21 protein-coding genes are annotated in these 24,106 nt (G+C 67.5%); 10 read left to right on the forward strand and 11 right to left on the reverse strand.

The features are described 5' to 3' along the window. Positions 1 to 55: 55 nt before the first annotated feature. Positions 56 to 1,804 carry a hypothetical protein gene (locus H6717_03370; protein ID MCB9576059.1) on the reverse strand — a complete coding sequence of 583 codons (1,749 nt, stop codon included), beginning with the start codon at positions 1,802 to 1,804 and terminating at the stop codon, positions 56 to 58. Positions 1,805 to 1,882: 78 nt separating this feature from the next. On the opposite strand from H6717_03370, the gene H6717_03375 reads away from it, so the two are divergent. Next, positions 1,883 to 2,458 carry a hypothetical protein gene (locus H6717_03375; protein ID MCB9576060.1) on the forward strand — a complete coding sequence of 192 codons (576 nt, stop codon included), beginning with the start codon at positions 1,883 to 1,885 and terminating at the stop codon, positions 2,456 to 2,458. Here H6717_03375 and H6717_03380 read toward each other — a convergent pair. Beyond that, positions 2,413 to 4,221, reverse strand: coding sequence for a radical SAM protein (locus H6717_03380; protein ID MCB9576061.1), 1,809 nt, complete (start codon positions 4,219 to 4,221; stop codon positions 2,413 to 2,415). The genes H6717_03375 and H6717_03380 overlap by 46 nt on opposite strands. Before the next feature lie 63 nt (positions 4,222 to 4,284). On the opposite strand from H6717_03380, the gene H6717_03385 reads away from it, so the two are divergent. Further along, entirely contained in the window at positions 4,285 to 5,055 is a 771-nt protein-coding gene (locus tag H6717_03385) for a hypothetical protein (GenBank protein MCB9576062.1), read from the forward strand. A 459-nt stretch (positions 5,056 to 5,514) separates the two neighbouring features. Continuing rightward, positions 5,515 to 6,039: a hypothetical protein gene (locus tag H6717_03390; GenBank protein ID MCB9576063.1), complete on the forward strand. Its 525-nt coding sequence runs from the start codon at positions 5,515 to 5,517 to the stop codon at positions 6,037 to 6,039. Positions 6,040 to 6,156: 117 nt separating this feature from the next. Here H6717_03390 and H6717_03395 read toward each other — a convergent pair whose 3' ends face one another. Continuing rightward, positions 6,157 to 7,839 carry an acyl-CoA dehydrogenase family protein gene (locus H6717_03395; GenBank protein MCB9576064.1) on the reverse strand — a complete coding sequence of 561 codons (1,683 nt, stop codon included), beginning with the start codon at positions 7,837 to 7,839 and terminating at the stop codon, positions 6,157 to 6,159. A gap of 140 nt (positions 7,840 to 7,979) precedes the next feature. Between H6717_03395 and H6717_03400 the strand changes: the two genes are divergently transcribed. Next, entirely contained in the window at positions 7,980 to 9,662 is a 1,683-nt protein-coding gene (locus tag H6717_03400; protein MCB9576065.1) for an ABC transporter substrate-binding protein, read from the forward strand. Between the two features lie 8 nt (positions 9,663 to 9,670). On the opposite strand, the gene H6717_03405 is transcribed toward H6717_03400, so the two are convergent. The 4 genes from H6717_03405 to H6717_03420 all read right to left on the reverse strand — a co-directional run bounded on the left by H6717_03405 (position 9,671) and on the right by H6717_03420 (position 15,089). Further along, positions 9,671 to 10,648: a tetratricopeptide repeat protein gene (locus H6717_03405; GenBank protein ID MCB9576066.1), complete on the reverse strand. Its 978-nt coding sequence runs from the start codon at positions 10,646 to 10,648 to the stop codon at positions 9,671 to 9,673. After that, positions 10,645 to 12,228: a protein kinase gene (locus H6717_03410; GenBank protein MCB9576067.1), complete on the reverse strand. Its 1,584-nt coding sequence runs from the start codon at positions 12,226 to 12,228 to the stop codon at positions 10,645 to 10,647. Before H6717_03410 ends, H6717_03405 begins: the two co-directional genes overlap by 4 nt. Positions 12,229 to 12,390: 162 nt before the next feature. Then, positions 12,391 to 13,827 carry an ammonium transporter gene (locus H6717_03415; protein MCB9576068.1) on the reverse strand — a complete coding sequence of 479 codons (1,437 nt, stop codon included), beginning with the start codon at positions 13,825 to 13,827 and terminating at the stop codon, positions 12,391 to 12,393. Between the two features lie 98 nt (positions 13,828 to 13,925). Then, positions 13,926 to 15,089 carry a CAP domain-containing protein gene (locus H6717_03420; GenBank protein ID MCB9576069.1) on the reverse strand — a complete coding sequence of 388 codons (1,164 nt, stop codon included), beginning with the start codon at positions 15,087 to 15,089 and terminating at the stop codon, positions 13,926 to 13,928. A gap of 78 nt (positions 15,090 to 15,167) precedes the next feature. Here H6717_03420 and H6717_03425 point away from each other — a divergent pair, with 78 nt between their 5' ends. Then, positions 15,168 to 15,962 (forward strand): thioesterase family protein, encoded by a 795-nt coding sequence (locus H6717_03425; protein MCB9576070.1) that lies wholly within the window; start codon positions 15,168 to 15,170, stop codon positions 15,960 to 15,962. Here the strand turns inward: H6717_03425 and ruvB are convergent. Next, positions 15,944 to 16,987 carry a Holliday junction branch migration DNA helicase RuvB gene (gene ruvB / locus H6717_03430; protein ID MCB9576071.1) on the reverse strand — a complete coding sequence of 348 codons (1,044 nt, stop codon included), beginning with the start codon at positions 16,985 to 16,987 and terminating at the stop codon, positions 15,944 to 15,946. The genes H6717_03425 and ruvB overlap by 19 nt on opposite strands. Before the next feature lie 78 nt (positions 16,988 to 17,065). Here ruvB and H6717_03435 point away from each other — a divergent pair, with 78 nt between their 5' ends. The 4 genes from H6717_03435 (at position 17,066) to H6717_03450 (ending at position 19,857) form a co-directional block, all read left to right on the forward strand. After that, complete coding sequence (locus H6717_03435; protein MCB9576072.1) at positions 17,066 to 18,301, forward strand: HAMP domain-containing histidine kinase; 1,236 nt, start codon at positions 17,066 to 17,068, stop codon at positions 18,299 to 18,301. A 20-nt stretch (positions 18,302 to 18,321) separates the two neighbouring features. Further along, a complete protein-coding gene (locus H6717_03440) occupies positions 18,322 to 18,726 on the forward strand; it encodes a FixH family protein (GenBank protein MCB9576073.1) in 405 nt (134 codons plus the stop codon). Positions 18,727 to 18,730: 4 nt separating this feature from the next. Beyond that, positions 18,731 to 19,258, forward strand: coding sequence for a response regulator (locus H6717_03445; GenBank protein ID MCB9576074.1), 528 nt, complete (start codon positions 18,731 to 18,733; stop codon positions 19,256 to 19,258). A 95-nt stretch (positions 19,259 to 19,353) separates the two neighbouring features. Next, positions 19,354 to 19,857: a FixH family protein gene (locus H6717_03450; protein ID MCB9576075.1), complete on the forward strand. Its 504-nt coding sequence runs from the start codon at positions 19,354 to 19,356 to the stop codon at positions 19,855 to 19,857. Between the two features lie 7 nt (positions 19,858 to 19,864). Here H6717_03450 and H6717_03455 read toward each other — a convergent pair whose 3' ends face one another. Next, a complete protein-coding gene (locus H6717_03455; protein MCB9576076.1) occupies positions 19,865 to 21,319 on the reverse strand; it encodes a hypothetical protein in 1,455 nt (484 codons plus the stop codon). Then, positions 21,316 to 21,741 carry a hypothetical protein gene (locus H6717_03460; protein ID MCB9576077.1) on the reverse strand — a complete coding sequence of 142 codons (426 nt, stop codon included), beginning with the start codon at positions 21,739 to 21,741 and terminating at the stop codon, positions 21,316 to 21,318. The genes H6717_03455 and H6717_03460 overlap by 4 nt, the downstream gene beginning before the upstream one ends. Before the next feature lie 108 nt (positions 21,742 to 21,849). Between H6717_03460 and H6717_03465 the strand changes: the two genes are divergently transcribed. Continuing rightward, positions 21,850 to 23,289, forward strand: coding sequence for a L,D-transpeptidase (locus tag H6717_03465; protein MCB9576078.1), 1,440 nt, complete (start codon positions 21,850 to 21,852; stop codon positions 23,287 to 23,289). Between the two features lie 99 nt (positions 23,290 to 23,388). On the opposite strand, the gene H6717_03470 is transcribed toward H6717_03465, so the two are convergent. Then, on the reverse strand, positions 23,389 to 24,015 hold the full coding sequence (locus H6717_03470; GenBank protein MCB9576079.1) for a glutathione S-transferase family protein: 627 nt from the start codon (positions 24,013 to 24,015) through the stop codon (positions 23,389 to 23,391). Positions 24,016 to 24,106 lie beyond the last annotated feature (91 nt).

Consider the following 24,106-nt stretch of genomic DNA (forward strand, 5'->3'; position numbering starts at 1 on the left):
GGTCCGCCGCGGAACCGTCGCGCCGAGCGCGAGGCGAGCGGCGAGAAACGTCGAGCTACGGTAGGAGGTCTTCGCGATCGGCGAACACCTCGAACATGGCGGGCTCGCCGATGCTGGCCGGAAGCGAGAGCTTGGCGCGGGTGCGCACGCCGGCCTGAGGCTCGAGCTTGCCCGGGACTTTCCAGGTGGCTTCGGCGATGACCTTGGGCGGTACGGCCGTGGGCTCGCTGTGGCTGACCTTGCCGTCCAAGGCGCGCACTTTGATGCCGAGGTGATCCCGCGGCTCCTTGCCGGCGTTGAACACGCAGGCCTCCACGTCGCGCTGGGGACCGCTGCCGGTGACGCGGAACTCGCAGGCCCGCACGTCGCCCAGGGCGCGGAGCAGGCGATCGAGATAGGGCGCCTCGTCGTCGCGCAGCGCTTCCTTGAGCTTGACCACCGCATCGCGCGCGCGCGGGTCCCCCAGGTACGCGAGCATCATGGCGCCGTGCAGGCGCACCGGGCGGTGGTTCGCGTTCAAGAGATCGGCGATCAGGTTGGTGGGCGCCGCGCCATCTCCCCCCGGCCCGATGTCGCCTTCGATGGGCACATCCACCTCGAAGTCGCTGCCGCGGGCTTCCACGTTCCATTTGATGGCCTGGCCGGGGCTGAGGGGGCCTTCGTAGAACACGGCGCGGTGGGAGACGGCCGTGCGGCGATTGCTGGGCGGCGGATCCTGCTCGATGAAGCTGACCATCATGCTCAGCTCCCGCAGGTCCTTGTCGCCGTTGTTGACGGCAGCGATGTTCAGCTCGAGGCGCTTCTTCTCGGGACCGCTGACGAGCTTCTTGTCGAGCACCAGCACCGAGAGCTTCGGGATCGGATCACGCCACAGCACGGAATCCGCGCGCGGACAGCTGCAGTGTCCGCTGGCGGAGGCCTGAGGTCCGGCGGGCTCCGCAGGTTCTTCCGGCTCGCTCTTCTTGTCTGCGGACGCCGGGGGCGGCGGCGCGGGCGCCGACGCCGGCTCGGTCTCCACCGGCGCCTGCGGCTCGAGCATGGGGCCGTCGTCGCGCACGGGCTCGCTCACCTGAGCCACGCGGCGTCCGTCGCCGCTGGTGGACAAGAGCCAGCGCGCCGTGAGCACCACGCCGAGGAGCCCGGCGGTGAGGGTGATGGCGATGGCCGCGGTGGTGCGCGGCAAGAAGCCGGCGAGATCCGGCAGCGCCAAGGGCTTTGGCTTTGGCTCCGGGGCGCGCGCGAGGCGCACGAGGGTGGGGAGGTAGTGGGAGAGATCCGCGGCCAGCGCTTCGCGGGCTGCGTCTCCTGCCAGCGTGGGCGCGCCCACGCGGCGATCCGCGAGGAAACCCACGGCCAAGATCGCCAGCGCCGACAGGCCGCCGATGGTGAGCGCCGCGCTGGCGCCGGCGTGGGGCGCCACCCGGGGCACGGTGAGGGCGCTCACCAGCGTGGCCACGGAAGCGGCACCCACGGCGCCGATCCAGATCATCAGCCGCTGGCGTGTGTCTTCCTTGGGGTGCGTGCTGTCCCCCGTGGAGAAGTTCACCAGGGTGAGCAGGTGGTGTGGGGTGCGTGCGGGCTCCAAGGAGAGGAACAGCTGGTCGCCCTCCACGCGGGCTTCGTACACCTCGCTCCAGGGCACGGTGACGCGGGTGCCCATGGTGAGCGCGCCGGGAGCGTAGCCTTCGCTGAAGGCGCCGACGCCGAGGTACACGATCACCAGGCCGTGGGGCGTGCACTGAAGCTCCACGGTTCCGATCGCATTGCTGCGATCGGTGGCGATGGCCGTCGCTCGAACCAGCATCGGGGTGCGGATCCTAGCTGGGACTCGGGCTTTTGGCGAAATGCCCAGAACCACTGGAAATTTGGGTAGACTCGCGGCGTGTCGACCAAGAGAAAGCTGAAGCGGACGGAGCAGAAGAAGAAGGGTTCGGGGCCCCAGAGCTCCGCGCAGCGGTTCGCGAAGCCGGGGAGCGAGAAGCTCTGGGTCGCGCTGCTCGGTTGGAGCGGCGAGCGCCTGGTGCGGGCGCAGCTGCTCGACGCCATCTCCGATGCGGTGCTCACCGGAGCGGACGCGCGCTCCGTGTTCGCGGGCAAGCGTCCGGATCTCGCGGAGCGTCTCTCGGCGGAGGATGTGGAGACCGCCGTGGGGCACTGGCGCGATGGCAGCTCGCAGTTCCACTACCTGGCGGCGCTGTGCAGCCGCATGGGGCTCGGAGAGGCGTCCGCGGAGGAGCTCGAGCGCGACTGGGGCATCTGGACCAGTCTTTCTCGCGCGTCCACGCCACACAAGATGCTGCTGGGCTCTCTGGCGCAGACGGAAGCGGCGGCCATGGCGCTCGGCGAGGTGACTCAGAACGAGGACATTGTCGCCATCGCCCAGGCGATGCGCGTGCTCTGGTCGGCCCTCGCCTACGGTGACGAGAGCACCTTGAGGCGCGTGCGATCCTGGTCCTGAGCGCGCCGCGGCGGGGGCTCGGGGGGCGCGGGCCACTCTTGCCAGCCCTCCGGTAGCGGTCCCGGGAGCATCGGCTGCAGGTTCTTCTCGAACAGCCGGAAGCCGTGGCTCGCGTCCAGCGCCAGGGGCACACCGCGCTCGGGGCCCTGGGCGGCGAACCAGGCGCGGGTGCGCTGCACGTTGTCGATCAGCACCCAGTGCTGCGGGTCCGTCTTCGCCGCGGTCATGAAGTGGTCTTTCATCGCTTCCAGGTTGCCGCGGGCGTGGGCGATGCACGCGCGCAGATTGAGGACGAGGCCGGGCAGCGGGTGGCCGAGCTCCTGGGCACGTAGGGCGGTTCGCTCCGCGTCGTCGAGCTGTCCCGCGTCGTACAGCGCCTTGGCCAGATCCAGGAGCGCCGGCGGGTGATCCCCGAGACGGCCGACCACCGCGCGGCAGTCCTCCACGCTCGGGGTGTACATCTCGCGCACGCCGGAGTGCTCCGCGAACCAGTCGTTCATCAGCGCGGCGTCGGCCTCCGGTGCGTCGAAGGGCACCTTGAACTCCTGGAAATCCCCTGAGAAGTACACCTCCCGGGCGAGCCAGCCGGCCTTCTCGGCGTCGTGGAAGTCGGTGGTGCCGGGGTAGATCGACAGGCACGAGAAGATGTACTGGTGGGGCTTGGCCCGCTCGAGAAAATCCAGCGTCTCGCGGAACGTCTCGGCGGTGTCGCCGCGGTTTCCCAGCATCATGTAGAAGCGCACCTGGACGCCGTACTTCTTGGCCATCTCCGTGGCCTCCACGATGTCGTTCACCGTGATCTTCTTCTGGATGGCGTCCAAGATACGCTGCGAGCCGCTCTCCACGCCCAGGGACAGGCGCTCGCAGCCGGCGAGGCGCATCTCCCGCAAGAGCTCCTCGTTCAGCACGTCCACTCGCGTGTCGCAGCTCCAGGCGAAGCGGAGGCCCCGGGCGCGCATGCCGCGGCACAGATCGATGACGCGCTTCTTGTTGGTGGTGAAGGTGTCGTCCTTGATCTGAATCATGCGCACCGGGAGCTTGTCGAGGGCACGCTCCAAGTCGTCGAGCACGTACTCGATGGAGTGCGCGCGAAAGCCGCGGCCCCAGCTGGTCTCGGCGCCGCAGAAGGTGCACTGCCAAGGGCAGCCGCGGGACGTCATCACGATGTGGGTGGGGAAGTAGTCGTGCGGAGAGGCCAGCTCGTCCAAGTTCTGGATCGAGGCGCGCTCCGGGCCTTCCACGATGGAGCCGTCGGCATGACGGGTGAGGGCGCCGGCGAGGCCCGTGACGGGCTGCTCCTGTCCGAGCCGGGAGACGAGCTCGAGGAACGTCGCCTCGCTTTCGCCCTGCGCCACGCTGTCGATCGCCGCGTGGTGCTCGAGCATCTCGCGGGCCAGGGGCGTGGCGTGGGGTCCGCCGACGATCACGTGAGCGCCCGGGTGAAGCTCCTTGATCAGCTCCGCCACGAGCGCGACGCCGCGGCGGTTCGCCGTCCAACACGACATGCCGAACACGTTCGCGTCCAGCGCGGCGATCACCTCGCGCACGCGGCTCCAGGCGAAGCCGGAGAGGTTCATCACCTGCACGCGGTGGCCGGCGCGCATGGACTCGGCGCCGAGGGTCAAGAGGCCGTACGGGATCTGATGAAAGTCGGGGTCCAAGTCCCCGGGCTGATAGTCCCCGGGCGGGCCGTGCTCCGGATCCGGAGCCTCCCCGGGCATCGGGATCTTCCAGGGCGGCGGATACAGGAGCGCGATCTTCACGGCGGTCGATCTTACGCACAATTCTTGGCCCATGCGGCGCCCAGCTGTTTGACCTCGGAAATCATGAAGTGTCCGGCCGTGTTGGCCCTGTGCGCTCTGGCTGTGAGCGCGTGCGATCCGCCCCACAAGGCCCCCGCGCCGCCACGCGAGGAGCCGCACCCCGCTGCGGCGGACCGCGCCGCGAAGGTGGCGGCGGCCCGCAGCAAGACGCGCGCGCACCTCGGGCGCCACGCGACGCGGCCGCGGAAGATCGCCGAAAAGACCTGTGACGACAGTGAGCTCAAGCGCCGCGCGCCGGACAGCGCGGCGCGCGTGCTGACTCTCGCGACGGAAGACGCCCGCTACGAGGCGAAGTCGCTATTGCCGCTCCGCATCACGAATCAGCTCACGGTGCCGCGCTGGACCGACTTCGAAGACGTGCTCGCGGGAGTGGGCGACCGCGGGCAGACCCCCGAGGTCATCGACGAAGCCGTGCGCGGCGTGGAGCGCGAGAGCGCGCGGCGGTTTCTGGGCGTGTATCACGTGCTCTACTACTCCGTGCCCAAGCGCATTCACAAGTTGGGCAAGCGCCATGCCGAGTGGGTGGCGGGCGTGCTCGACGCCTGGTTCGTGATCCACGATGCCCAAAGCCTCACGCCGTTGTGTCAGGCGCACATCACCGTGCGGAACGACGTGAAAGACGCGCCCCTCGCCGTGCGGCTCAAGTCCGACACGCGCGATGCGCTGGTGACCACGCTCGGGGGCGAGCTCCGCTCCGCGTCCAAAGAAGCGCTCTCGCGCATGACCGGCGTGCTCACGATGCCCGACGACGACCAGCGCGTCGCCCACCGCTGACTACAGCCACTCGGACCAAGGCTTCGGCGAAGTTGGCGGGCTGCCTGACGAGTTGGACAACTACTCCTTCCTGCACTACGGCTTCGCTCAGGGGGATCTCGACCGCTTGTAAGGGGGGACTTTGCGGCTCTCGCTGAACGGACGACCTTGGTCGCTGGTGGGATCGGCTGCGATCGCGCTCTCCGCGTCCTTGCCAGGTTCCGGTTGTGGTGGAAGCTTGTCGGAGGATTGCCGGGCGGAGCAGCGGCGTCGGACGTCTCTCGTGTGGTGTAAGAACGGCGACGTCGAGCTCTCGGAGTCCTCCGTCTGCCAGTCCAAGGACCAGGCGCTGGTTGAGTGCTATTGTCGGGCGGGAGTCGTGCAGTGTCTGTAGCTCGCCGGCTTGCGACTGCAGTGGCACCCGCAACTGTCGCAAGTACGCATGTCGCCGCTGCCGATGGGGCATGGATCGCGCCGAGCGTGCGCGCAGGCTCAGCGGCGCTTGGTGCTTCGGGAGACGACGGGCACTACGTTCCTCCCGATCATCTGGCCGTGCTCGGAGGGGGTATGGAGGCAGGATACGCCTGGCAGAGCGTCACGCTGAGCGGCGCTGTCGAATACGAGAACACCATCGACACGGCGCCGGCTCGCTCAGAACCGACAGTTCCGTTGACGGACATCGTCGTGCCCTTTCGGGTGAGGTTCCTCGGTCTGGGCAGCCCCGGCCGTTTCTACGTTCTCGCGGGCGTGGGGTATTCGGTCCTGTGGGACCGTACGCGGCAGGCCGGAGCCACCAGTGATGGATCCGCTCTGCGTAGTGCGGGGAGCGTGCTCGAGCTCGGCGCCTGCTATCGATTCCCCATCGCGGAGCGCCTGTCCTTGGAGCTCGGAATCGCGCCACGAGCAATCGTCACTCGGGCAGCGAACGGCATTGGCTACTTCGCCGAAGCTGGCTTTCAGCACTACTCGTTGCCCATCTACGTATCGGTACCGTACTCCCTCTGATGGCGTGGTGCTCCCGCGGACGCCGACGCTTGTGCAGCATTCGGACTGGGAGGTTGTCGGTCCGGCGCGGAAGCGGATGGTCGCGAGCTTCCGCGCCGTACCAACATCCACCCGAAGCTACGAGAGCAGGGCGGCGGGGATGGCCGCTGGCAGCGGTACCTCGTCGAGCAGGAAGCGCTGGGACACGAGCTCGATGGCGGCGCGCTTGACGGTGTCCTCCGGGGTGGCGGCGAGCTCTTCGAGCATGGCCACGACCTCGAGACAGACGGCGGCTTGGTCGACGAGGGCGCGTCCGAAGCGCTGATCCCCCTGGCCGCCGGCGAGCTTCTCGAAGCCGCGCTCGAGGGCGGACAGGCCGCTGCCGGCGCGCTCGAGGAGCGGAGCGTGCTCGGCCGGCAGCGAGAGCTTCTTCAATGACTCCCGCAGCTCGGCGATGAACGCGGTGTGGGCAGCGTAGCGGGAGGCGTCCTTCAGGACCTGCTGCACGAGCACGTTGTGGGTGCCCTCCCAGCTCTCGAGCACCAGGGCGTCGCGGTACAGCTGCACCAGGGGTGTGAAGGTCTCGATCACGCCGTTGCCGCCCAACACCTCGATGGCGGTGCGCACGCTCTGGGTGTTGCGGATGGCGGTCCAGTACTTGTTGACGTTCACGCCCACGCGCCAGGCGAGCTTCTCTTCTTCCGTGGAACTGTGGGTGGCGAAGCGATCCGCCATCGCCGCGAGGCGCAGGGAGCTGGCCGTCGCCGCGTAGGCCTCCGCCCGCAGCGTGGCGAGGGCGTCTTGTACCAACGGGTAGTTGTCGATGGTCTGGCCGAAGGCGCGACGGTAGCGCGCATAAGAGGCGGCCTCCCGGTAGGCGCCGATCATGCTGCCGGCGCAGCACACCGCGTTGAACACGCGCGAGGTGTTGAGCACGATCTCGACTACGTTCTTGAAGCCGCGATCGAGTGGGCCCACGGCCTCGGCGTGGGCGCCGAGGAAATCCGTTTCGCCGGAGGCCATGGCGCGGGTGCCGAGCTTGCGCTTGAGGCGGCGGACGTTGAACTCGTTCACGCTGCCGTTCACCATCCGCGGGGTCACGAACAGGCCCAGGCCGCGCGTGCCCGCGGGGGCGCCCTCGGGGCGGGCGGTCATCAAGAAGAGCTGCGCGTCGATCACGCTGCAGAACCACTTTTCGCCGGAGAGGCGCCAGTGGTCGCCGTCCTTCCTGGCCACCACGGCGTTGGCGCCCACGTCGGACCCGCCCTGCACCTCGGTGAGGAACTGCGAGGCGTGAATGCGCTTGTCGTAGTCCCGCGTGAGCAGGCCGGGGAGCCACTTCTTCTTCTGTGCTTCCGTGCCCAGGCGCTGCACCACCTTGATCAAGCCGGCGGTGCACGCCAGCGGACACTGGTGGCCGTACTCGCCGTGGGCGCCGAGCATGTACAGGATGCCCATCTGCAGGGTCTCCTTGCCCGGGGTCGCGTAGTCCGCGAGCACGCCGGTGTCCCACACCAGGCGGCCGGCCTCGTGGTAGCTCGGGTGAAACACGATTTCTTCCGTGCGCTCGCCGACGCCGTTGAAGCGCTCGAGTCGCGGCAGATAGTCGTCGTGGTTGGTGTCTTCGGTGAGCGGACGAAGGCGGGTGGCGACCATCGCGCCGGTGCGCTCGAGGCGGGCGCGCTCTTCGCCGAAGCGCTCGGCGCCCAGGCGGAGCGAGAGGATCTTCCCGAGGTTCTCGTCCCAGGTGAAGACGTTGTCGGGTTTGCCGCCTTCCCAGGCGATGAGATCGTTGCGGCCGCGCTCGATGTCGTCAGTCATGAACCGGGCCTAGCACCGCCCCCCGGGAGTGCCTAGGGATCGCGATCAAGCGGCGCATTAGCCGCGATTTGGCTAGCATGATACGTTTGCTCAAACGGTGCTCGGGCGCCGGATTGGGGTATTTGCACATGCTTTCCAGGATGCGGTCGTACGGGGTGGCGCTGGTGCTCGCGGGTGGCGTCCTCATTGCGGCCTGCAATGCGTTGGTCGACACCAGCGCCGACCAATGCGAGACGGACTCGGACTGTCAGAAGCTCGGGGGAGCCCTGGCGAACAGCGTGTGCACGCCCGACAAGGTCTGCTCCCACGGCGGGGACTGCACCACGAACCAGCAGTGCCTCGATCGCTTCGGCGGCAATCCCGCCATCTGTCGTCAACCCGATGGCACTTGCGTGAAGCTTCTGACCGACGACTGTCAGGAGGTCTACCCAACGGACGTGCTTGCGGACGACGACACCATCGTGCTCGGCTTCATGGGCCCGCTGAAGGACGAGTTCGCGAGCAACGGCGTTCCCCAGTGGGAAGGCATTCAGCTGGCAGTCAACGAATTCGAGACCTTCGCCAAGGGTCTGCCGGTGGCGGGCAGCACGGAGCGGCGGCACGTGGCCGTGCTCGCCTGTCACGACATCGACAATCCCATCGGCGTAGCCGAGCACTTGGTGAACACGGTGCGGGTTCCCGCCATCTTTGGCCCGGCCTTCAGCGGCATCACGCTGGACGTGGCCACGCAGGTGACGGTGCCCAAGGGCACGCTGATCATGTCGTCTTCGGCGACCAGCCCGGCGATTACGGATCTGGACGACAATGGTCTGGTGTGGCGCACCTGCCCGTCCGACGCGCTACAAGCGGTTCCATTGAACTTCCTGGTAGCCGATGAAGAGAACACGATCCGCAGCGATCTGGGGCTGACGTCCTCCGATCCCATTCGCTTGGCCATGGCCGTGAAGGGCGACGCGTACGGCAAGGGCCTGGCAGACGCCGTCCTCGCGAACCTGAAGTTCAACGGCAAGAACGCCGCCGCCAACGGCAACGACTTCCTACGCCAGGACTACCCGGATCCCGCCGAGCAGCCCGGCTACGACTTTGCCCCGTTGGTCAACGAGATCGTCAGCCAAAAGCCCCACATCGTGCTGCCCCTCGGCACCACGGAGGCGATCACCAAGGTGATTCAGGGCGTGGAAGCGAATTGGCCCACGTCCAATCCCGTGCCGCCGAAGCCCCACTACATCGTGCCGGATGGCGGCCGCCTGGATGAGCTCCTGGCCATCACCGGCCAGGGTAACGACGACCTTCGAAGTCGCGTCCTGGGGACGATTCCGGGGCGAACCACGGCGCTGTTTTCTTCGTTCAAGATCAACTTCAAAGCGTTCCACCAGAACAAGGACCCCGGCGCCTACGCCGACACGGCCTACGATTCGTTCTACCTGATGAGCTACGCGATCGTGGCGCAGGGCGGAAAGAACCTGTCCGGCGCGGCGATGAACGAGGGGCTGAAGAAGATGGTCGGCGGCACCACCATCACCGCCGGCACCAACGACATCAACGCAGCGTTCAAGGCCCTGAGCGCCGGGCCCATCGACTACGAAGGCGTGTCCGGGCATCTGAACTTCGACGTGAGCACGGGTGAGGCGCCTTCCGACATCGACATCTGGTGCATCGTGCTCGATTCGAAGAACCAGGCCGTCTACACCTCTTCGGGTCAGTACTACGACTCCCAGGGCGGCAAGGTCACCGGGACTCGAACGGCGTGCGGGAGCACGGGCGGGACGGGGGGAACGGGCGGAACCGGTGGCGCCGCCGGCGCGGGCGGCGCTCCGAACTAACGCGCGCTTTAGAACCGGCCGCGGAGCTGGACGTTGCCGGGTCCCACCCCCACGGCGACGCCCTTGTCCTTCTCCGGCGAGCCGTCCAGCGTGAGGTACAGCGAGTAGCCGCCGACGGCCACGGTGCCGACGAGCAGGACGTCCGTCACGATGGCCAGAGTGCGCGTCTTCTTGGAGGCGTCGTCGAGCTCTTGGCGCGAGGTGGGGGAGCTCTTCTCGTCGTCCAGATCGCTCTGCGCACCGAGCGTCAGCACCCCCGCCACGGTGGTACCGGCGGCCAGTGCTCCGGTGACGGCCCACCATCCCCAGGGCACCGAAGACGAGCTCTCCGCCGTGGTGTCGCTCTTCCGCGTGTCTTTCTTGGGCTCGGTCTTGGGCGTGCTGGGCGTGGAGGGGCTCGAGTGTCCAGCGCTCTGGGAGCCGAGCTCCAGAGTGAGGTCGCGTTCCTCTCCGCCTCCGATCGAGATCACGCGCGCCACCGGTGGCATGCCCTGCTTGGAGACACTGATCTTGCGCTTGCCGGAGTTCACCAGGAGGGGCCCGGAAAGCGGCGTGTGGGCCACCAGCGCGTCGTCCACGAACACGTCGGCGCCTTCCACGTTGACGGTGAGATTGACGCGCGCGATGCGACCTTCCAGTTTCTTCAGCTCGCGCTCCACCTCCGCGCGACGTTTCGCGTCGAGCTTCTTGCCGCCGTCCTCCAGATACTTGCTGAAGGCGCGGCTCGCCCCCGCGTAGTCGTTCAGCTGCAGCTGAACCAGCGCAATGTTGTAGAGGATCTTGTAGCTGGGAGCCGTGTCGTAGGCCTTCTGCAGCTCGACCAAGGCCGCGTCGAAGGCGCCGTCCTGGTAGAGGTCCATCCCGCGCTTGTAGCGCGCGCGAGCGTCGGCGATGTCGTCGGCGCTCGGCCCTTCGGCGAGAGCGAGGCTTGGGAAGGCACTGAGCGCACAGCAGAACGAGAGGGACGCGAGCCAGCGACGTTTCATTGGTTCCAGGGATCCGCGGTATCCAGCGGAGCGGCGGAGGTCTTCTTTTTGGTGGGGGGCGCGAGATCGGGGAAGTCTTCCGGCTTTTCCGGCTCTTCCTTCTTGGTGTTCGGCTTGGCGCGTACGACGGCGGCCGTTTTCGGGGCGCGACGCAGCTGGATCTCCAAGTTCTGATTCTCGTCGAAGCGAAGTGAGCGCTTTTCCGTCTCGTAGCCGTCCGCTTCGATGGTGAGCAGGTGGTCCTCGGGGCCGGCGGGCATTTCCGTGACCCAGGGGTTGTCCGAAAGGGGCTTGCCGTCGAGGCTGAGCGTCGCGCTCTTGGGGCTGACCGCGACGCGCACCCGCACCCGCGACGCAGCAGGCTGCGGCGAGGTGGGCGCGGGCGTGGTGACGGTTTCGACCGCCGGTGCGGCTTCCACGGTCGGGGTCGGAGTGACGGTGCGCGAGCGAGCGAGCACCACGACGATGGCAATCACCAGGAAGGCGACCACGGCCAAGAGCGCCCCGATGACCGCGGCGAGGGTCCGGTTACGGCGCGGGGGCGGCGCCTTGACCTCGACCGACGGAATGGTGAGGGACGGCGGCTGGGTCGCGGGTGGGCGCTGGACGGAGCGCGAAGGGCTCGAATCCCCCATTGGCACGCGCGGGGGATCGAGTGCCGGCGGGCTGCTGTTGGAACCCGCGAGCTGGTCCTGCACCACGGCCTGGAGGTTCGCGCGCTCCTTCTGGAACAGACCAGACACCCATTCCCCGATGGCTCGGGGCTTGATGCGAGCAGTGCGTCCGAACAGGAACGCCTCGAGCGCTTGGCGGAACTCCGACGCCGTCCCAAAGCGGTCTTCCGGGCGCGGTGCCAGGGCGCGGTCGATCACCGCCGCGAGCTCGGGGTCGATGCTTGGATTCGCTTCCACTGCGGCGGGAACGTGGCCCTGGCTCAGGGTCTGCATGATCTGCAGATCCGACTGGTCTTTCCACATTCGGACGCCAGTGGCGGCCTCCCAGAGCATCACGCCCACGGCGAACAGATCGGCGCGGCGGTCGATCTGAGAGCTGAGCACTTGCTCCGGCGCCATGTAGCTGACCTTGCCCTTGAGCACGCCTGCGCGCGTCTCGACGGACGAGCTCATGGTCTTGGCGATGCCGAAGTCGCAGAGCTTCACTTGCCCGGTGTAGGTGACGAACACGTTGTGCGGGGTGACGTCGCGATGAACCATCCTGAGCGGCGTGCCGTCGTAGTCCTCCACCGCGTGGGCGTACTCGAGGGCGTGCAGTACCTCTGCCAAGATGTAGAGGTGCCAGTTGAGGGGCATCCCGTCGCTCTTGCGGGCGCGCCGCAAGATGCGATGGAGCGGCTGACCGTCGAGGAACTCCATCGCGATGAAGTGCGACTCACCCTCGATGCCGACCTCGTTGGTCTGAACGATGTTCGGATGGTTGAGGCGCGCTGCGAGGCGCCCCTCATCCAGGAACATGGCGCGACTGTCGGGCTCTTCCAGCAGCTCCGACTTCATCACCTTCACGACGAAGAGCTTGGAGAAGCCGCCGGGACCGGCCACGACGGACAGGAACACTTCCGCCATCCCGCCTTGTCCAAGGCGCGCGAGGAGCCGGTACTTTCCCAGCGTTCGTCCAGTGTTGCTCGGGTTCGAGGTGCCCTCTCTTCGCGCCGGGGCGCGGGACAAAAGGTACCCTGGTCAGAAAACCCGGTGCAAGCAACCGTCCGGCCCCAGGGCCGAGCGAAGTCAGCCCGCTTCGTGGGCCTCTTTCAGCTTGCTGGCGGTCGAGGGGGGCGCTTCTTCGGCCCCTTCGAGGCGGAAGCCCCGGACCATTTCGTCCGGATAGGCCTCCATGCCCATCTCCGTGATGTCGAGGCCGACGTGCTCGTCCTCCTCGCTCACGCGGATCCCCATCGTCGCCTTGAGCGCGCCCCACACCACGACGGATGACACCAGGGTGAAGAGCGCGACGGCGCCCACCCCTTCGAGCTGAGCGACGAGCTGTGCGGCGCCGCCGCCCAGCAGGAGGCCGGCGGACTGCAGGTCGGCACCGGCGATCTCCTTGGCGATCTTGGGATCCGCGAAGAGGCCCAAGGCGATGGTTCCGAACACGCCACACAAGAGGTGCACGCTGGTGGCACCGACGGGATCGTCGAGCTTGACGCGATCGAAGAACATCACGCCTTCCACCACCAGCACGCTCGCCAGCGCACCGATGGCGATCGACGCCGGGCCACCGACGAAGGCACACGGCGCCGTAATCGCGACCAGGCCCGCCAGCGCGCCGTTCAGTGTCAGGCCGAGATCCGGCTTACCCGTCCGCAGCCAGGTGTAGCCGGTGGTGACCAGCGCACCGGTCGCCGCCGCGAGGTTCGTGGTGAGCACGATGTGTCCGATGGCTTGCGGATTGGCGGCCATGGTGGAGCCGGGATTGAAGCCGAACCAGCCCAGCCACAGGATGAAGGTGCCGAGCGCGGCGCTGGTCATGTTGTGCCCGGGAATGGGCTTGATGTGGCCGTGCTTGTCGTACTTGCCGCGGCGCGGCCCCAGCATCCAGACACCCACCAGTGCGGCCCAGCCGCCTACGGAGTGCACCACCGTGGAGCCGGCGAAATCCAAGAATCCCGCCTTGGCCAGGAAGCCGCCACCCCACACCCAATGCCCGGCGATGGGATAGATGACGGCGCCCATGACGAGGGAGAAGATGATGAACGCGACGTAGTGAATGCGCTCAGCGACCGCACCGGACACGATGGTGGCCGCCGTCGCGGCGAACACCATCTGGAAGAAGAACTTCACGGTGACGGGGACGTTGGTCCAACTCAGCGCGTCGAACAGGCTGGCGTCGTTGGGCACGAAGAACCCCGTCGTACCCACGATTGAGCCGCCGTTGCCGAACATGAACGCGAAGCCGACGGCGTAGAAGACGAGGGACGACGCGGCGACGACGATGAAGTTCTTCGCCAGCACGTTCACCACGTTCTTCTTGCGGACCAGACCGCTCTCCAACAGCGAGAAACCGGCGTGCATGAAGAACACCAGGAAGGCGCAGAACAGCACCCACACGGTGTCCGTCGTGATCGCGAGATCCTTCGTGCTCGGTCCTTCGCCTTCGGCTGCGAAGGCCAACGCGGGCTGAGCCAGCGTCAACAGGGCCAGGGACCAGGCGGCGAGTTTTTTCATGCGGGGGGTTCCTCCGCCCGAGACCCTCGCCGAGGCCATGTTTCAGACAGATTTCGTCCGTCTTTCGATTAGATGTGGGTGGGTGGATGTAGGTGCGGTCAGTTGCAGGCCACGACGTGTACGTCGTAGCTGATGGGCTGGCTGATTCCGCTCACGCTCACCGAGTAGGTGTGGCCGGCTTGGGTGGTCCAACCCTGCGGTTTCATGGCGATGGCGTACTTGCTGCCGTAGCCGCTCTGCAGGGTGGTGAGGGCTACGGGGCGGTTGGTCCCACCATCCGTGACGGTCACCTGAGCCCCGGCCAGGTTGATGCTGTCGCTCTGGATGGTCCAGCCCGTGGAGTCGACGGAGCTCCAGGACACGTTGAAGAGCTCGAGCGGCACGGGGCCGGGGGGCGGAAACGCCGTCCAGGTCTTGTTGCCGTTGCCCGACCCACCGATGACCCACATGCACGAATAGCTGCTGGTCGAACCCAGTCCGATGGGGCCCAGGGAGTTCGATAGGATCCAACGCCGATGTCCAAAAGTGGTCGCGTTGCCCGGATCCACCATGTAGAGGTCCACGGCTTGGACCCCGGGAGTGGTCGCGATGTTGCTCTTGCCCGCCGCGCCCGCGCCGGCAGCGTTGTAGCAGGTCCAGCTGGAGGGAGGCGTGTGCGACAGCTGGTTGTTGGCGTCCATCATCAACGCGCACTGTTGCGCGTCGGCGTTGCGGGCCGCGTCGTGGGTGACGGCCGGGAGCCCTTCCAGCCAGCGATACAGATTCACGAGCTTGAGTGCGTTGGCACGACCCGGGCTGGCCACGTCGCCAGCGTTACAGCCCGACACGCTCCCGCTCCAGGCGCCTTCTGCGAGGCTCTGGCGGTCGGAGGTCCAACGATTGCAGACGTCTGCGGCGGTGGTTCCGCCAGTGTTGCCGGTGCCCCCGGTGTTGCCGACGTTGCCCGTGCCGCCGGTGTTGCCCGTGTTGCCGGTGCCGCCGGTGTTGCCGGTGCCGCCGGTGTTGCCGGTGCCGCCGGTGTTGCCGGTGCCGCCGGTGTTGCCGACATTGCCGGTGCCCCCAGTGTTGCCTGTGTTGCCGGTGCCGCCGGCGTTGCCCGTGTTGCCGGTGCCGCCGGTGTTGCCGCCATCGAAAGCGAAGCCGCCGCTTCCGCCCCCGCTCTCGGCGCCGCCGTCCGGTGAAAAGCTCAGATCGTCGTAGCCGAGGACGTTGCTGCATCCGGCTACGACCAGCGCGAGCCCCCCAATCACCCAACGCCGCATGCCTTCATACTGAGGTGACCGCGGCGCCCCAGCAAGAGCAACGATGACCGGCTGGAAAAGTCGCGCTACACGGTAGAGGTGTTCGCGTTCGATGAAGACACGGAGCTGCATGAAGTCAGGGCGGGATCCTTCACGGGACGTGTGACGGAACGCTGGAGCATCGGCCCGGTTCCAAACGGTGGATACGTGATGGCAATGGCTCTCCAAGCGGTGCGCCGGACCGTGGTGGAGGCCGAGCCGGTGACCGTCACCGCCCACTTCTTGCGCCCCACGCCTCCAGGGGCAGTCGACATCGACGTCGACGTGGTCAAAGCGGGGCGGCAGTTCACTGCGTCCGAGGCGCGGCTTCGGGCCGGGGATCGCGAGTGCCTGCGGATGCTCGTCACCTCCGGCCGGCTGCCGGCACAACCCTCGATCCTGCGTCTCGACAGGGAGCCGCCGGCGCACGGTCCCCAGGCCTTCGCTCCGCTGGAGGTCGTCGACGCTCTTCCGGAGATCACTCGGCGTTTCGAGCAGCGGCCCGATCCGACGTGCCTCGGCTGGATGCGCGGAGAGCAGAGCGAGCACGCCCGGATGCGAGCCTGGCTCCGCTTTGCGGACGGTCGCGCGCCGGACGTGCCCTCCCTCGTCCTGTTCGCAGATGCCATGCCGCCGCCGGTGTTCCACTGGGTGAGCCCTGGCTGGGTCCCCACGCTGGAGCTCACCGTTCACGTCCGAGCGCGTCCGCGATCGACGTGGCTCTGGTGCGACTTCCGCACGCACCTGGTCGCGAACGGCCTCTTGGAAGAAGACGGGGAGATCTGGGACGAGACAGGGACGCTGGTGGCTATGTCGCGGCAGCTCGCGGCGCTGCCTCAGAACAGCTTGCGCTGAGCTTCGCGGCTGGCGGGCGCGATGCCCAGGTGCTCGTAGGCCTTCTTGGTGGCCACCCGTCCGCGCGGGGTGCGACCCAAGAAACCCTGCTGCAAGAGGTAGGGCTCGTAGACGTCCTCGATGGTGTCCCGCGGTTCCGCCATGGCGGCGGCGATCGTCTCCACGCCCACGGGGCCTCCGTCGTAGTGCTCGATCACGATGCTGAGCAGCCGACGGTCCATTTCGTCCAAACCACCGGCGTCCACTTCCAGGCGCTCACACGCTGTCTTCACGATCGAGAAGTCGATGACGCCGCTGCCTTCCACCTCGGCAAAGTCCCGAGCGCGTCGGAGCAGCCGGTTCGCGACGCGCGGCGTGCCACGAGACCTGCTGGCGAGCTCGAGGGCACCTTCAGGGTCGCAGGGAACCCCCAAGAGCGCCGCGCTGCGCAGGATGATCTTCTGCAGATCCTCCACCGGGTAGAAATCCAGGCGGATGGTGACGCCAAAGCGTTCGTGAAGGGGTTTGGTCAGAAGGCCCGTGCGGGTCGTCGCGCCCACCAGCGTGAACGGCTTCAGGTCCAGCGGGATGCTCTCCGCGTAGGCGCCGTCGCCCATCATCACGTCGATGCGAAAATCCTCGATAGCGGGGTAGAGCGCCTCTTCCACCACCGCGCTCATGCGGTGGATTTCGTCGATGAACAGCACGTCCCCCCGCTCCAGCCGCGTCAGCAGGCCGTTCAGCGTGCCCTTGTGCTCCACCGCGGGGCCGCTGGTGAGCGCCAGGTTCACGCCCATTTCGTTGGCCAGAATGTACGCCAGCGTGGTCTTGCCCAGGCCCGGAGGTCCGCACAAGAGGATGTGATCCAGGGGCTCTTTGCGCTTGCGAGCAGCCTGGACGTAAACGCGGAGGTTGTCCTTGTGCTTCGCCTGACCCACGAAGTCTTCCAGGGTCTTGGGCCGAAACAGCCGGTCGAAGCGCTCGTCGTCCTCGCCGGCAGCTGCCGCCACGACGCGCTCGTCGCTGGTTTCGCTGCCTTTCGCCATCGGAAGCCCTGTATAGCCGCGTCCACGGCATGCGGCGAGGGACTTGTCCGCTCCGGGGAAAACCGCTCCACTCCGGCCGTGGCCACCACGGAGTCCGACGCCGCCCGCATCAATTTCGCGTGGTTGGTGCGCGTGCGCTGGGGCGCCATCTTCGCGCAAGCCGCGGTGATCGCTGCCGCCCTGGTTGCTCTCGGCGTGCACCTGCCCATGACGGCCGTCGTCGTGGTGCTGCTGGCGGAGGTCACGTCCAACGCTCTTGCTCAGGTGTGGGGCACGAAGACCAAACGTGTGTTGCCGCGGCACGTGGCGACCTTGGTGGCGACCGACATCGTGCTGTTCACGCTGCTTTTGTACTTCACCGGCGGCGCGGCCAACCCCTTCAGCTTTCTCTACCTCGTGCCCATCGCGCTGGCGGCGCACATCCTGGAGCCGAGGTGGACCTGGGCGCTTTTAGCCCTCACCGTGGTGTGCTCCGGGGCGCTGTTCGGTCGCGTGGAGCATGCTCACCACGACCACGCCGCCTTCGGCCTCCACCTGCAGGGGATGTGGCTGGCGTTGATCGTCGCCGCCGTGTTCATCGTGTACTTCATGCATCGCATCGCCGCTTCTCTCCGGGAGCGCGAGGACCAGCTGGCGCAAGCACGAGAGTCGGCGGAGCGCGGCGCGCGGCTGGCGTCGCTGGCGACTCTGGCGGCGGGGGCGGCGCACGAGCTCGCGACGCCGCTGGGCACCATCGCGGTGGTCAGCAAGGAGCTCACGCGACGCCTGCAGGGCGGAGACCCGGAGCTCTTGGAAGACGCCGGCGTGATCCGCTCGGAGGTCGACCGCTGTCGGCGCATCCTCGATCGCATGGCGACGGACGTGGGCCAACCCACCGGCGAAGCGCCCGCACCGGTCACCACCCAGGAGCTGATCGAAGGAGCGCTGGCGGAGGTGTCGGAGCGGGCGCGCGTGGCGGTCTCGGGGCCGGTAGTGGACCTGTGTGTTCCCAGACATCCGGTGCAACAGGCGCTGCACAACCTGGTCGACAACGCCCTGCGCGCCACCGACGGCGAAGTGCGCATCGTGGTGGACGGTAGCCGCATCAGCGTGATCGACGAAGGCGCCGGGATGAGCGCGGAGGTGCTGGCCCGCGCCACGGAGCCGTTCTTCACCTCGAAGGACGGAGGCATGGGCCTCGGCTTGTTCCTGGTCGACACCGTGGCCGAACAGATCGGCGGGAAGCTCGAGCTCGAGTCCAAGCCCGGTGCCGGGACTCGCGCCACGTTGATCCTGCCGCCATGCGACAATTTGCCGCCTCCCTCGGCGGCCTGACGAACGCTAGATCAAGCGCCATGCACAGGATGGCGTTTGGCGCGCTTGCAGTGGCGCTGCTGGTCGGCTGCGGCGCTTCGGACGAAACTGCGGAAGGCACCCAAGCGCTTGCATCCGAAGGCGGGCACTTCCGCGGAAGCTTCACGCCGGAGCCCGACCCGCCCACCACCGGCGAGAACGCCCTCGCGCTCGGCCTGACGGACGCGTCCGGCGTGGCGATTGACGGCGCCACCTTGGCTGCGGACCCCTGGATGCCGAGCATGGGCCACGGCAGTCCGGTCGCGCCGACCTCCGTGGAGCTCGGCGGGGGCGACTACCGAATCGAGCACCTGAGCTACACCATGCCAGGAGACTGGGAAGTCCGGGTAGACGTCAGCGCGGGAGGCGTCACGGATCGATTTGTCGTACCGCTCGGCGTACAGTGAGCGCATGAGCGAAGACACTCCGAGCTACCTCGTCGTGGACGACGACGACGTGCTCCGGCGCCAGCTCGTGCGTGCCCTCGAGAGCCGCGGCTACGAGGTGCGCGGTGCCGCGAGCTTCGCCGAAGCGGTGGCGCTGGCGGAGGTAGATCCCCCGGAGCACGCGGTAGTCGATCTTCGGCTGGCGGAGCGCTCGGGCCTGGAGTTGGTCAAGAAGCTCCTGGAGCTGGACCCGGCGACTCGAATCGTGATGCTCACCGGCTACGGCAGCATCGCGACCGCCGTGGAGGCGACCAAGATCGGCGCCGTGAACTACCTGTCGAAACCTGCGGATGCCGACGAGATCATCGCCGCCTTCGACCCCGGCACTCCGGCCGATGGCGCTCCCGAGGCACCGTCCCTGGCTCGCGCAGAATGGGAGCACATTCATAGGGTGCTCAGCGACTGTGGCGGAAATATCTCCGAAGCGGCGCGGCGCCTGAAGATCCACCGCCGCTCGCTGCAGCGAAAGCTCAACAAACACGCGCCCGGGTGACTGCGATGTGCAGGGCGTGAGCCCCGCGCTTCCACCTGCTACTGTAACCAAGTGCGCCTGCCGACCGTAGGCGGTGCGTGGATAGAAGGGAGTCGGTGATGCGTGGGATTGCGCTGGCGGTCGTGTTGTCTTTGCCCCTGTCGGTGGGCTGCTCCAGCAGCAGCGACGCGAGCGGCAGCGGGGGCAGCGGCGCCAGCACCGGCGGTGCCGGGGGCAGCGGCGGCATGATGGCCAGCTGCAGCGGCACGGAGCAGTTCAGCGCCGGCGTCGAGAAGGCCGGGGACCAAGGTCTGGTGAAGGTCACCATCGAAAGCGGCGACCCGGCTCCCCCTCAGGTCGGCAACAACACCTGGATGCTCACCATCACGGATGCGAGCGGCACGCCCATCCCCGACGCTACGGTGAGCGTGACTCCATTCATGCCGGTTCACGGGCACGGCACGCCGGTGACCTCCGTGATCACTCCCAAGGGCAGTGGTAGCTACGAGGCGGACAAGGTCAACTTCGTGATGCCCGGCCCCTGGGAAATCACGATCGACGTCACCCTGTCCGGCGGCGGCTCGGACAGCGTCATGTTCCCGTTCTGCGTCGAGGGCTGATACCGCGTCACTTCTGCGAGACGGCGGCCGCGCCGGTCACGCACTCCGCCAGCACGCCGTCGATCAGCTTGGTGAAGCCGAGCTTCGGGTCCTTCGTCTTTTCCGGGGTCCACTCCAGCGTCACGTCGCCGTCGTTGGGCAAGAGGTCGAAGGTGGGAATGGCGTCCGCGACGCTCGCGGAGAGATGCCCGCTTTTCACCAGGGAGTCGAGCACGTCGAGCCCCACGGGGCGCAGGCGCACGCGCGCCGTGACTCGATCCGGCGAGCCAGTGATCGACCCCTGCTGGGGGTAGCGTCGTGTCACGTGAGTGATGAAGTAGTCCGGGTCCGACTTGTCGAACGTGACGGGACCCGGGATGGTGTTGCTGTCGTAGCTGGCGACCTCCCAGAACATGTGAGCGTCGGTCCCGTCGCTCTTCTTGGTGCGGTCCCGGAGCAGCCACAGGTCCGGATCCGACAGCTCCGTCACGGGCGCGCCTTCGGCCACCACTCCGCTCTCGTACGACACGGAGCCTTGCTCGAAGGCGCGAAGCTCCACCCACGCGCGGCGATCCTGCGCCGCTCCGGAGGGCCAGCGGTGCCCAGCGCTCACGTTCTCGAGCAGCAGCTCCACCCGGGCGGTGCCCGGCAGCTGCTGCACGCAGATCTGAAGTCGAAGGGTGGTGTCGAGCAGCGTCTGGATCGCCGTCTTCTGCGCTTCCGCTTCCGGAAAAGGGTCCAAAGCCACGTCCACGCCCGGAAAGCCGTGGCCGTGCACCTTGCGCGCGAACACACCCGGCGCGTCCGCCGCCACGCCGTCCCGCCCCGGCATGTGACAGCCGCCGCAGGTCAAGCCGCCTCGAGCCGGCTCCTTCGCGAACAGCGTGGACTGCCACTCCGCGTAGGTGCGCTCGAGATGCACCGCGGCGGGGGCCGGCGGGCTCGGCAGCACGATGTCGTGACAGGAGCCGCATAGCTTGGCGCTGTCCGTGTGGTTGCGATCCAGGAGCGTCGAGTATCCCGAACGGTGCGCGGAGCTCTTCACTGGGTCCGAAATGGCCGCGCGCATCGTGACGCCGCCGGCAAGCTCGATGGGATTGTTGTGGTCGTCCGTCACGCTCTTCGCGTCATGACAGAAGTAGCAGGTGACGCCGCTCAAGGCGTCGGGCAGCTCGTCCAGATTGAGCCCGTCCGTCGTGGCGCCTTCCGCCACCGCCATGGGCGCGTGGCAGCGCACGCAGAAGTCGCCGAGCTCGCCTTTCGTCTCTTCCTGCCCTCGACGGTTCATGGCGATGAACACCGGGTCCTTCGCGGCGTAGGCGTGCATGCTTCCGGACCACTCGCGGTAGTGGTCTTCGTGGCACTGTTTGCACGTCGTTGGATCCATGAGCTCCGCGCGGCTCAGGGTAGAAGCCTCGGGGGCAGCGTCGTCGCCGCCGCAGCCCGTCAGCCCCAACAGCAACACGTACAGCCAGCGTCTCATCGCTGGGCTCCGGCGTAGATCCACCGCTCCACGGCGCAGCGCTCGCCTTCGCCCAGCTGCGCGCCGGGGGGCATGCTCCAGGACTCTCCAGCCGACTCCAAGCGCACCACGAGCTTGCTGCAGGCCGGATCCCCGGCGACGACGCGGGAGCTGGTCAAGAGCGAGTAGCTCGTGTCCGCGTCTGCGAAGGTGAGCCCGCCGTTCCCCCCCGAAGGGCCGTGGCACGAGCCGCCGCCGGAAGCGCAGGTCTTGCTCAGCGTGTTCTGGAACACGTTGTCGAAGGTCGGTGGATACAGGGGAGCGCAGCTTTCGGGCAGGGGCTGCACGCACTTGGGCGCGCTCTTGTCCTCTGCCGAGCTGTCGCCGCAGGACGCCAGGGGCAGCGCGGCGAGGGCGACGGCCGCCCATTCCAAAGCACGCACGCCGCCCGTTTTAGCACTACTGGGCCATTTCGGCAGTAAGCACGCCCGTGGAACTTCGTCTCGGGTCGTCCCATTCCGGTTACACGGCAGATGCTCTAAGGTGTCCCCGTGCGCCGCGCCGTGTCGTTCGCCATCGTAGTGATCGCCGCCTCCGCCCACGCGGAACCGGTGAAGCCGAGCCACGTGTACTCTCGCGGCGTCACCACGTGGATCTACGAAACGCCTCGGAAATCGACGCACGATCGTCTCGGCTACATCCGTCTGGGGGAGGGCGTGCGCGTGCGGTCGGCGGAGCCCACGCCGGGGCCGGGCTGTAGCGAGGGGTTCTATCCCGTGGAGCCCTTCGGCTGGGTGTGTGCGGATCGCCTGGCGTCACTCAGAATGCAGGGCCGCTACCTGAACGGCATGCAGCTCGCACACTCGAGCACGGCGCTGATGCCGTTTCAGTACGCGCTCTCCAATGGCGCGCCCATGTATCGACGCCTTCCCACCCGCGCGGAATGGGAAAAGGAAGAGCGCTTCTTGGGCAAGCCCGGAACATTTCGCCCGCAGTCCTGGGGCAACCGCGGCCACGAGAAGCTGGCGGAGGTCCGCGCCATCCCCGCGACGGATTCGGTCCCCTGGTTCCTTGCCGACGGCGGCTCCGTCGGGCGGGAAAAGCCCCACGGCCTGGTGCGCCGGACCATCCCCCACGGCTCCATGCTGTCGTTCACCCGCGCCTTCAGCTACGAAGGACGCACTTGGCTGCTCAGTGCGGATGGCACCGTGGTCCCCGCGGATCGCGTGCGCCCGTTTCGCGTGAGCCAGTTCCACGGCACGCCGTTGGGCAAGGGCGTCGAGCTTCCCATCGCGTTCTTCCGCGAGAAGGCGCGACCGAAGTACGTGAAGACCGGCGAAGGCTTCGCCCCCGCTAACGGGGAGTGGGCGGTGCGTAGCTTCGTTTCATTGGACCCGCGCACCGCCGCGGTCGAGGTCGGCAAGAAACGCTACCTCGCCACACGCGAGAAGGACGAAAAGGGCCGCGTGCTGTGGACCGACGAAGCCGACGCCACCGTGGTCCGCCGCCGGGAGCAACGCCCCATCGGTGTGGCGGAAGGTGAGAAGTGGCTGCTCATCAGCATCACCTCGGGCACGCTGGTGGCCTATGACGCCGACAAGCCAGTGTACGCCACGCTGGTCTCGCCGGGCGTCGGCGGCGTGCCCATGCCCGGCAAGGACCCCGTGAAGATGAGCACCACGCCGATGGGCGTGTATCGCGTCACGTTCAAGCACCGCGCAGCGACCATGAGCCCGGAGCAGGGGGAGAACCGCAGCTTCTGGATCGCCGACGTGCCCTACACGCAGTACTTCAACGCGCCCTTCGCCCTGCACACCGCCTACTGGCACGAGAGCTTCGGCGAGCCCATGAGCGCCGGCTGCGTGAACTTGTCGCCCATCGACGGCCGCTACCTGTTCGAGTTCACCGATCCCAAGGTGCCGGCGGGGTGGAATGGGGCTGCACCGGGGGGCCCGCTGGGCAAGGGGACCTACGTCGTCGTCTCCCGCTGACGATCTTCGACGTCCGGGGCGCGACGGGCATCGCGCCGAACCAACAGCAAGACCATCCAATGAATGGAAATCATGTTGGCTCGGCGCGGAACCTCGCGATCAGCCGTCGAACTTCGGCGTGGTGGCCTGCCAGGCCGGCAGCTCGCTGATACGCCCCATCCAGCTCTTCAAGTTCGGATAGGGATCGAGGGAGACGCCGCAAGGGCCGGCGTAGGTCAACGACGCGGCCACGGTGAAATCCGCCACCGTGATGCAATCTCCCACGAGCCAATCTCGACCTTGCAGGTGGCCGTCGAGCACCTTGGCGAACTGCGCGAAGCTCGCCTCGGCGTCGCGGATCTTGCCTTCGTTCGGATCTCCGCCGCCCACCATGGGCTTGATCAGCTTCTCGAAGGCGATGGTGCCGAGCGCGGGAGAAAAGTGGGATGCGTCCCACATCGCCCAACGGTTCACGTCGAAGCGATCTCGACCTTCCTTCGGCCACAGACCGGACTCCGGCTTCTTGGAGGCGAGGTACTGCTCGATGACCCGGGACTCCGTGAGCACGAAGTCTCCATCCACGAGCACCGGCACCTTGCCGTTGGGGTTCAGCTTCAAGAACTCGGGCTTGCGGGTCTCGCCCTCCGACAGCTTCACGACGTGCTCTTCGACGTCGAGACCCAGGTGAGCGATGACCAACAAGGCGCGGCGGGCGTTGGGGGACAGGGGATGGTGATAGAGCTTCATGGTGTCTTGCCTCCTCGGGTTTCACTGGGGATAGGGCAGCGGGCCGCTGCTGAGACATTCGCCCGTCCGGGTCCGATTGCCGACAGTCCGG

The organism is Polyangiaceae bacterium, from assembly GCA_020633235.1.
GTDB lineage: Bacteria > Myxococcota_A > Polyangia > Polyangiales > Polyangiaceae > JACKEA01.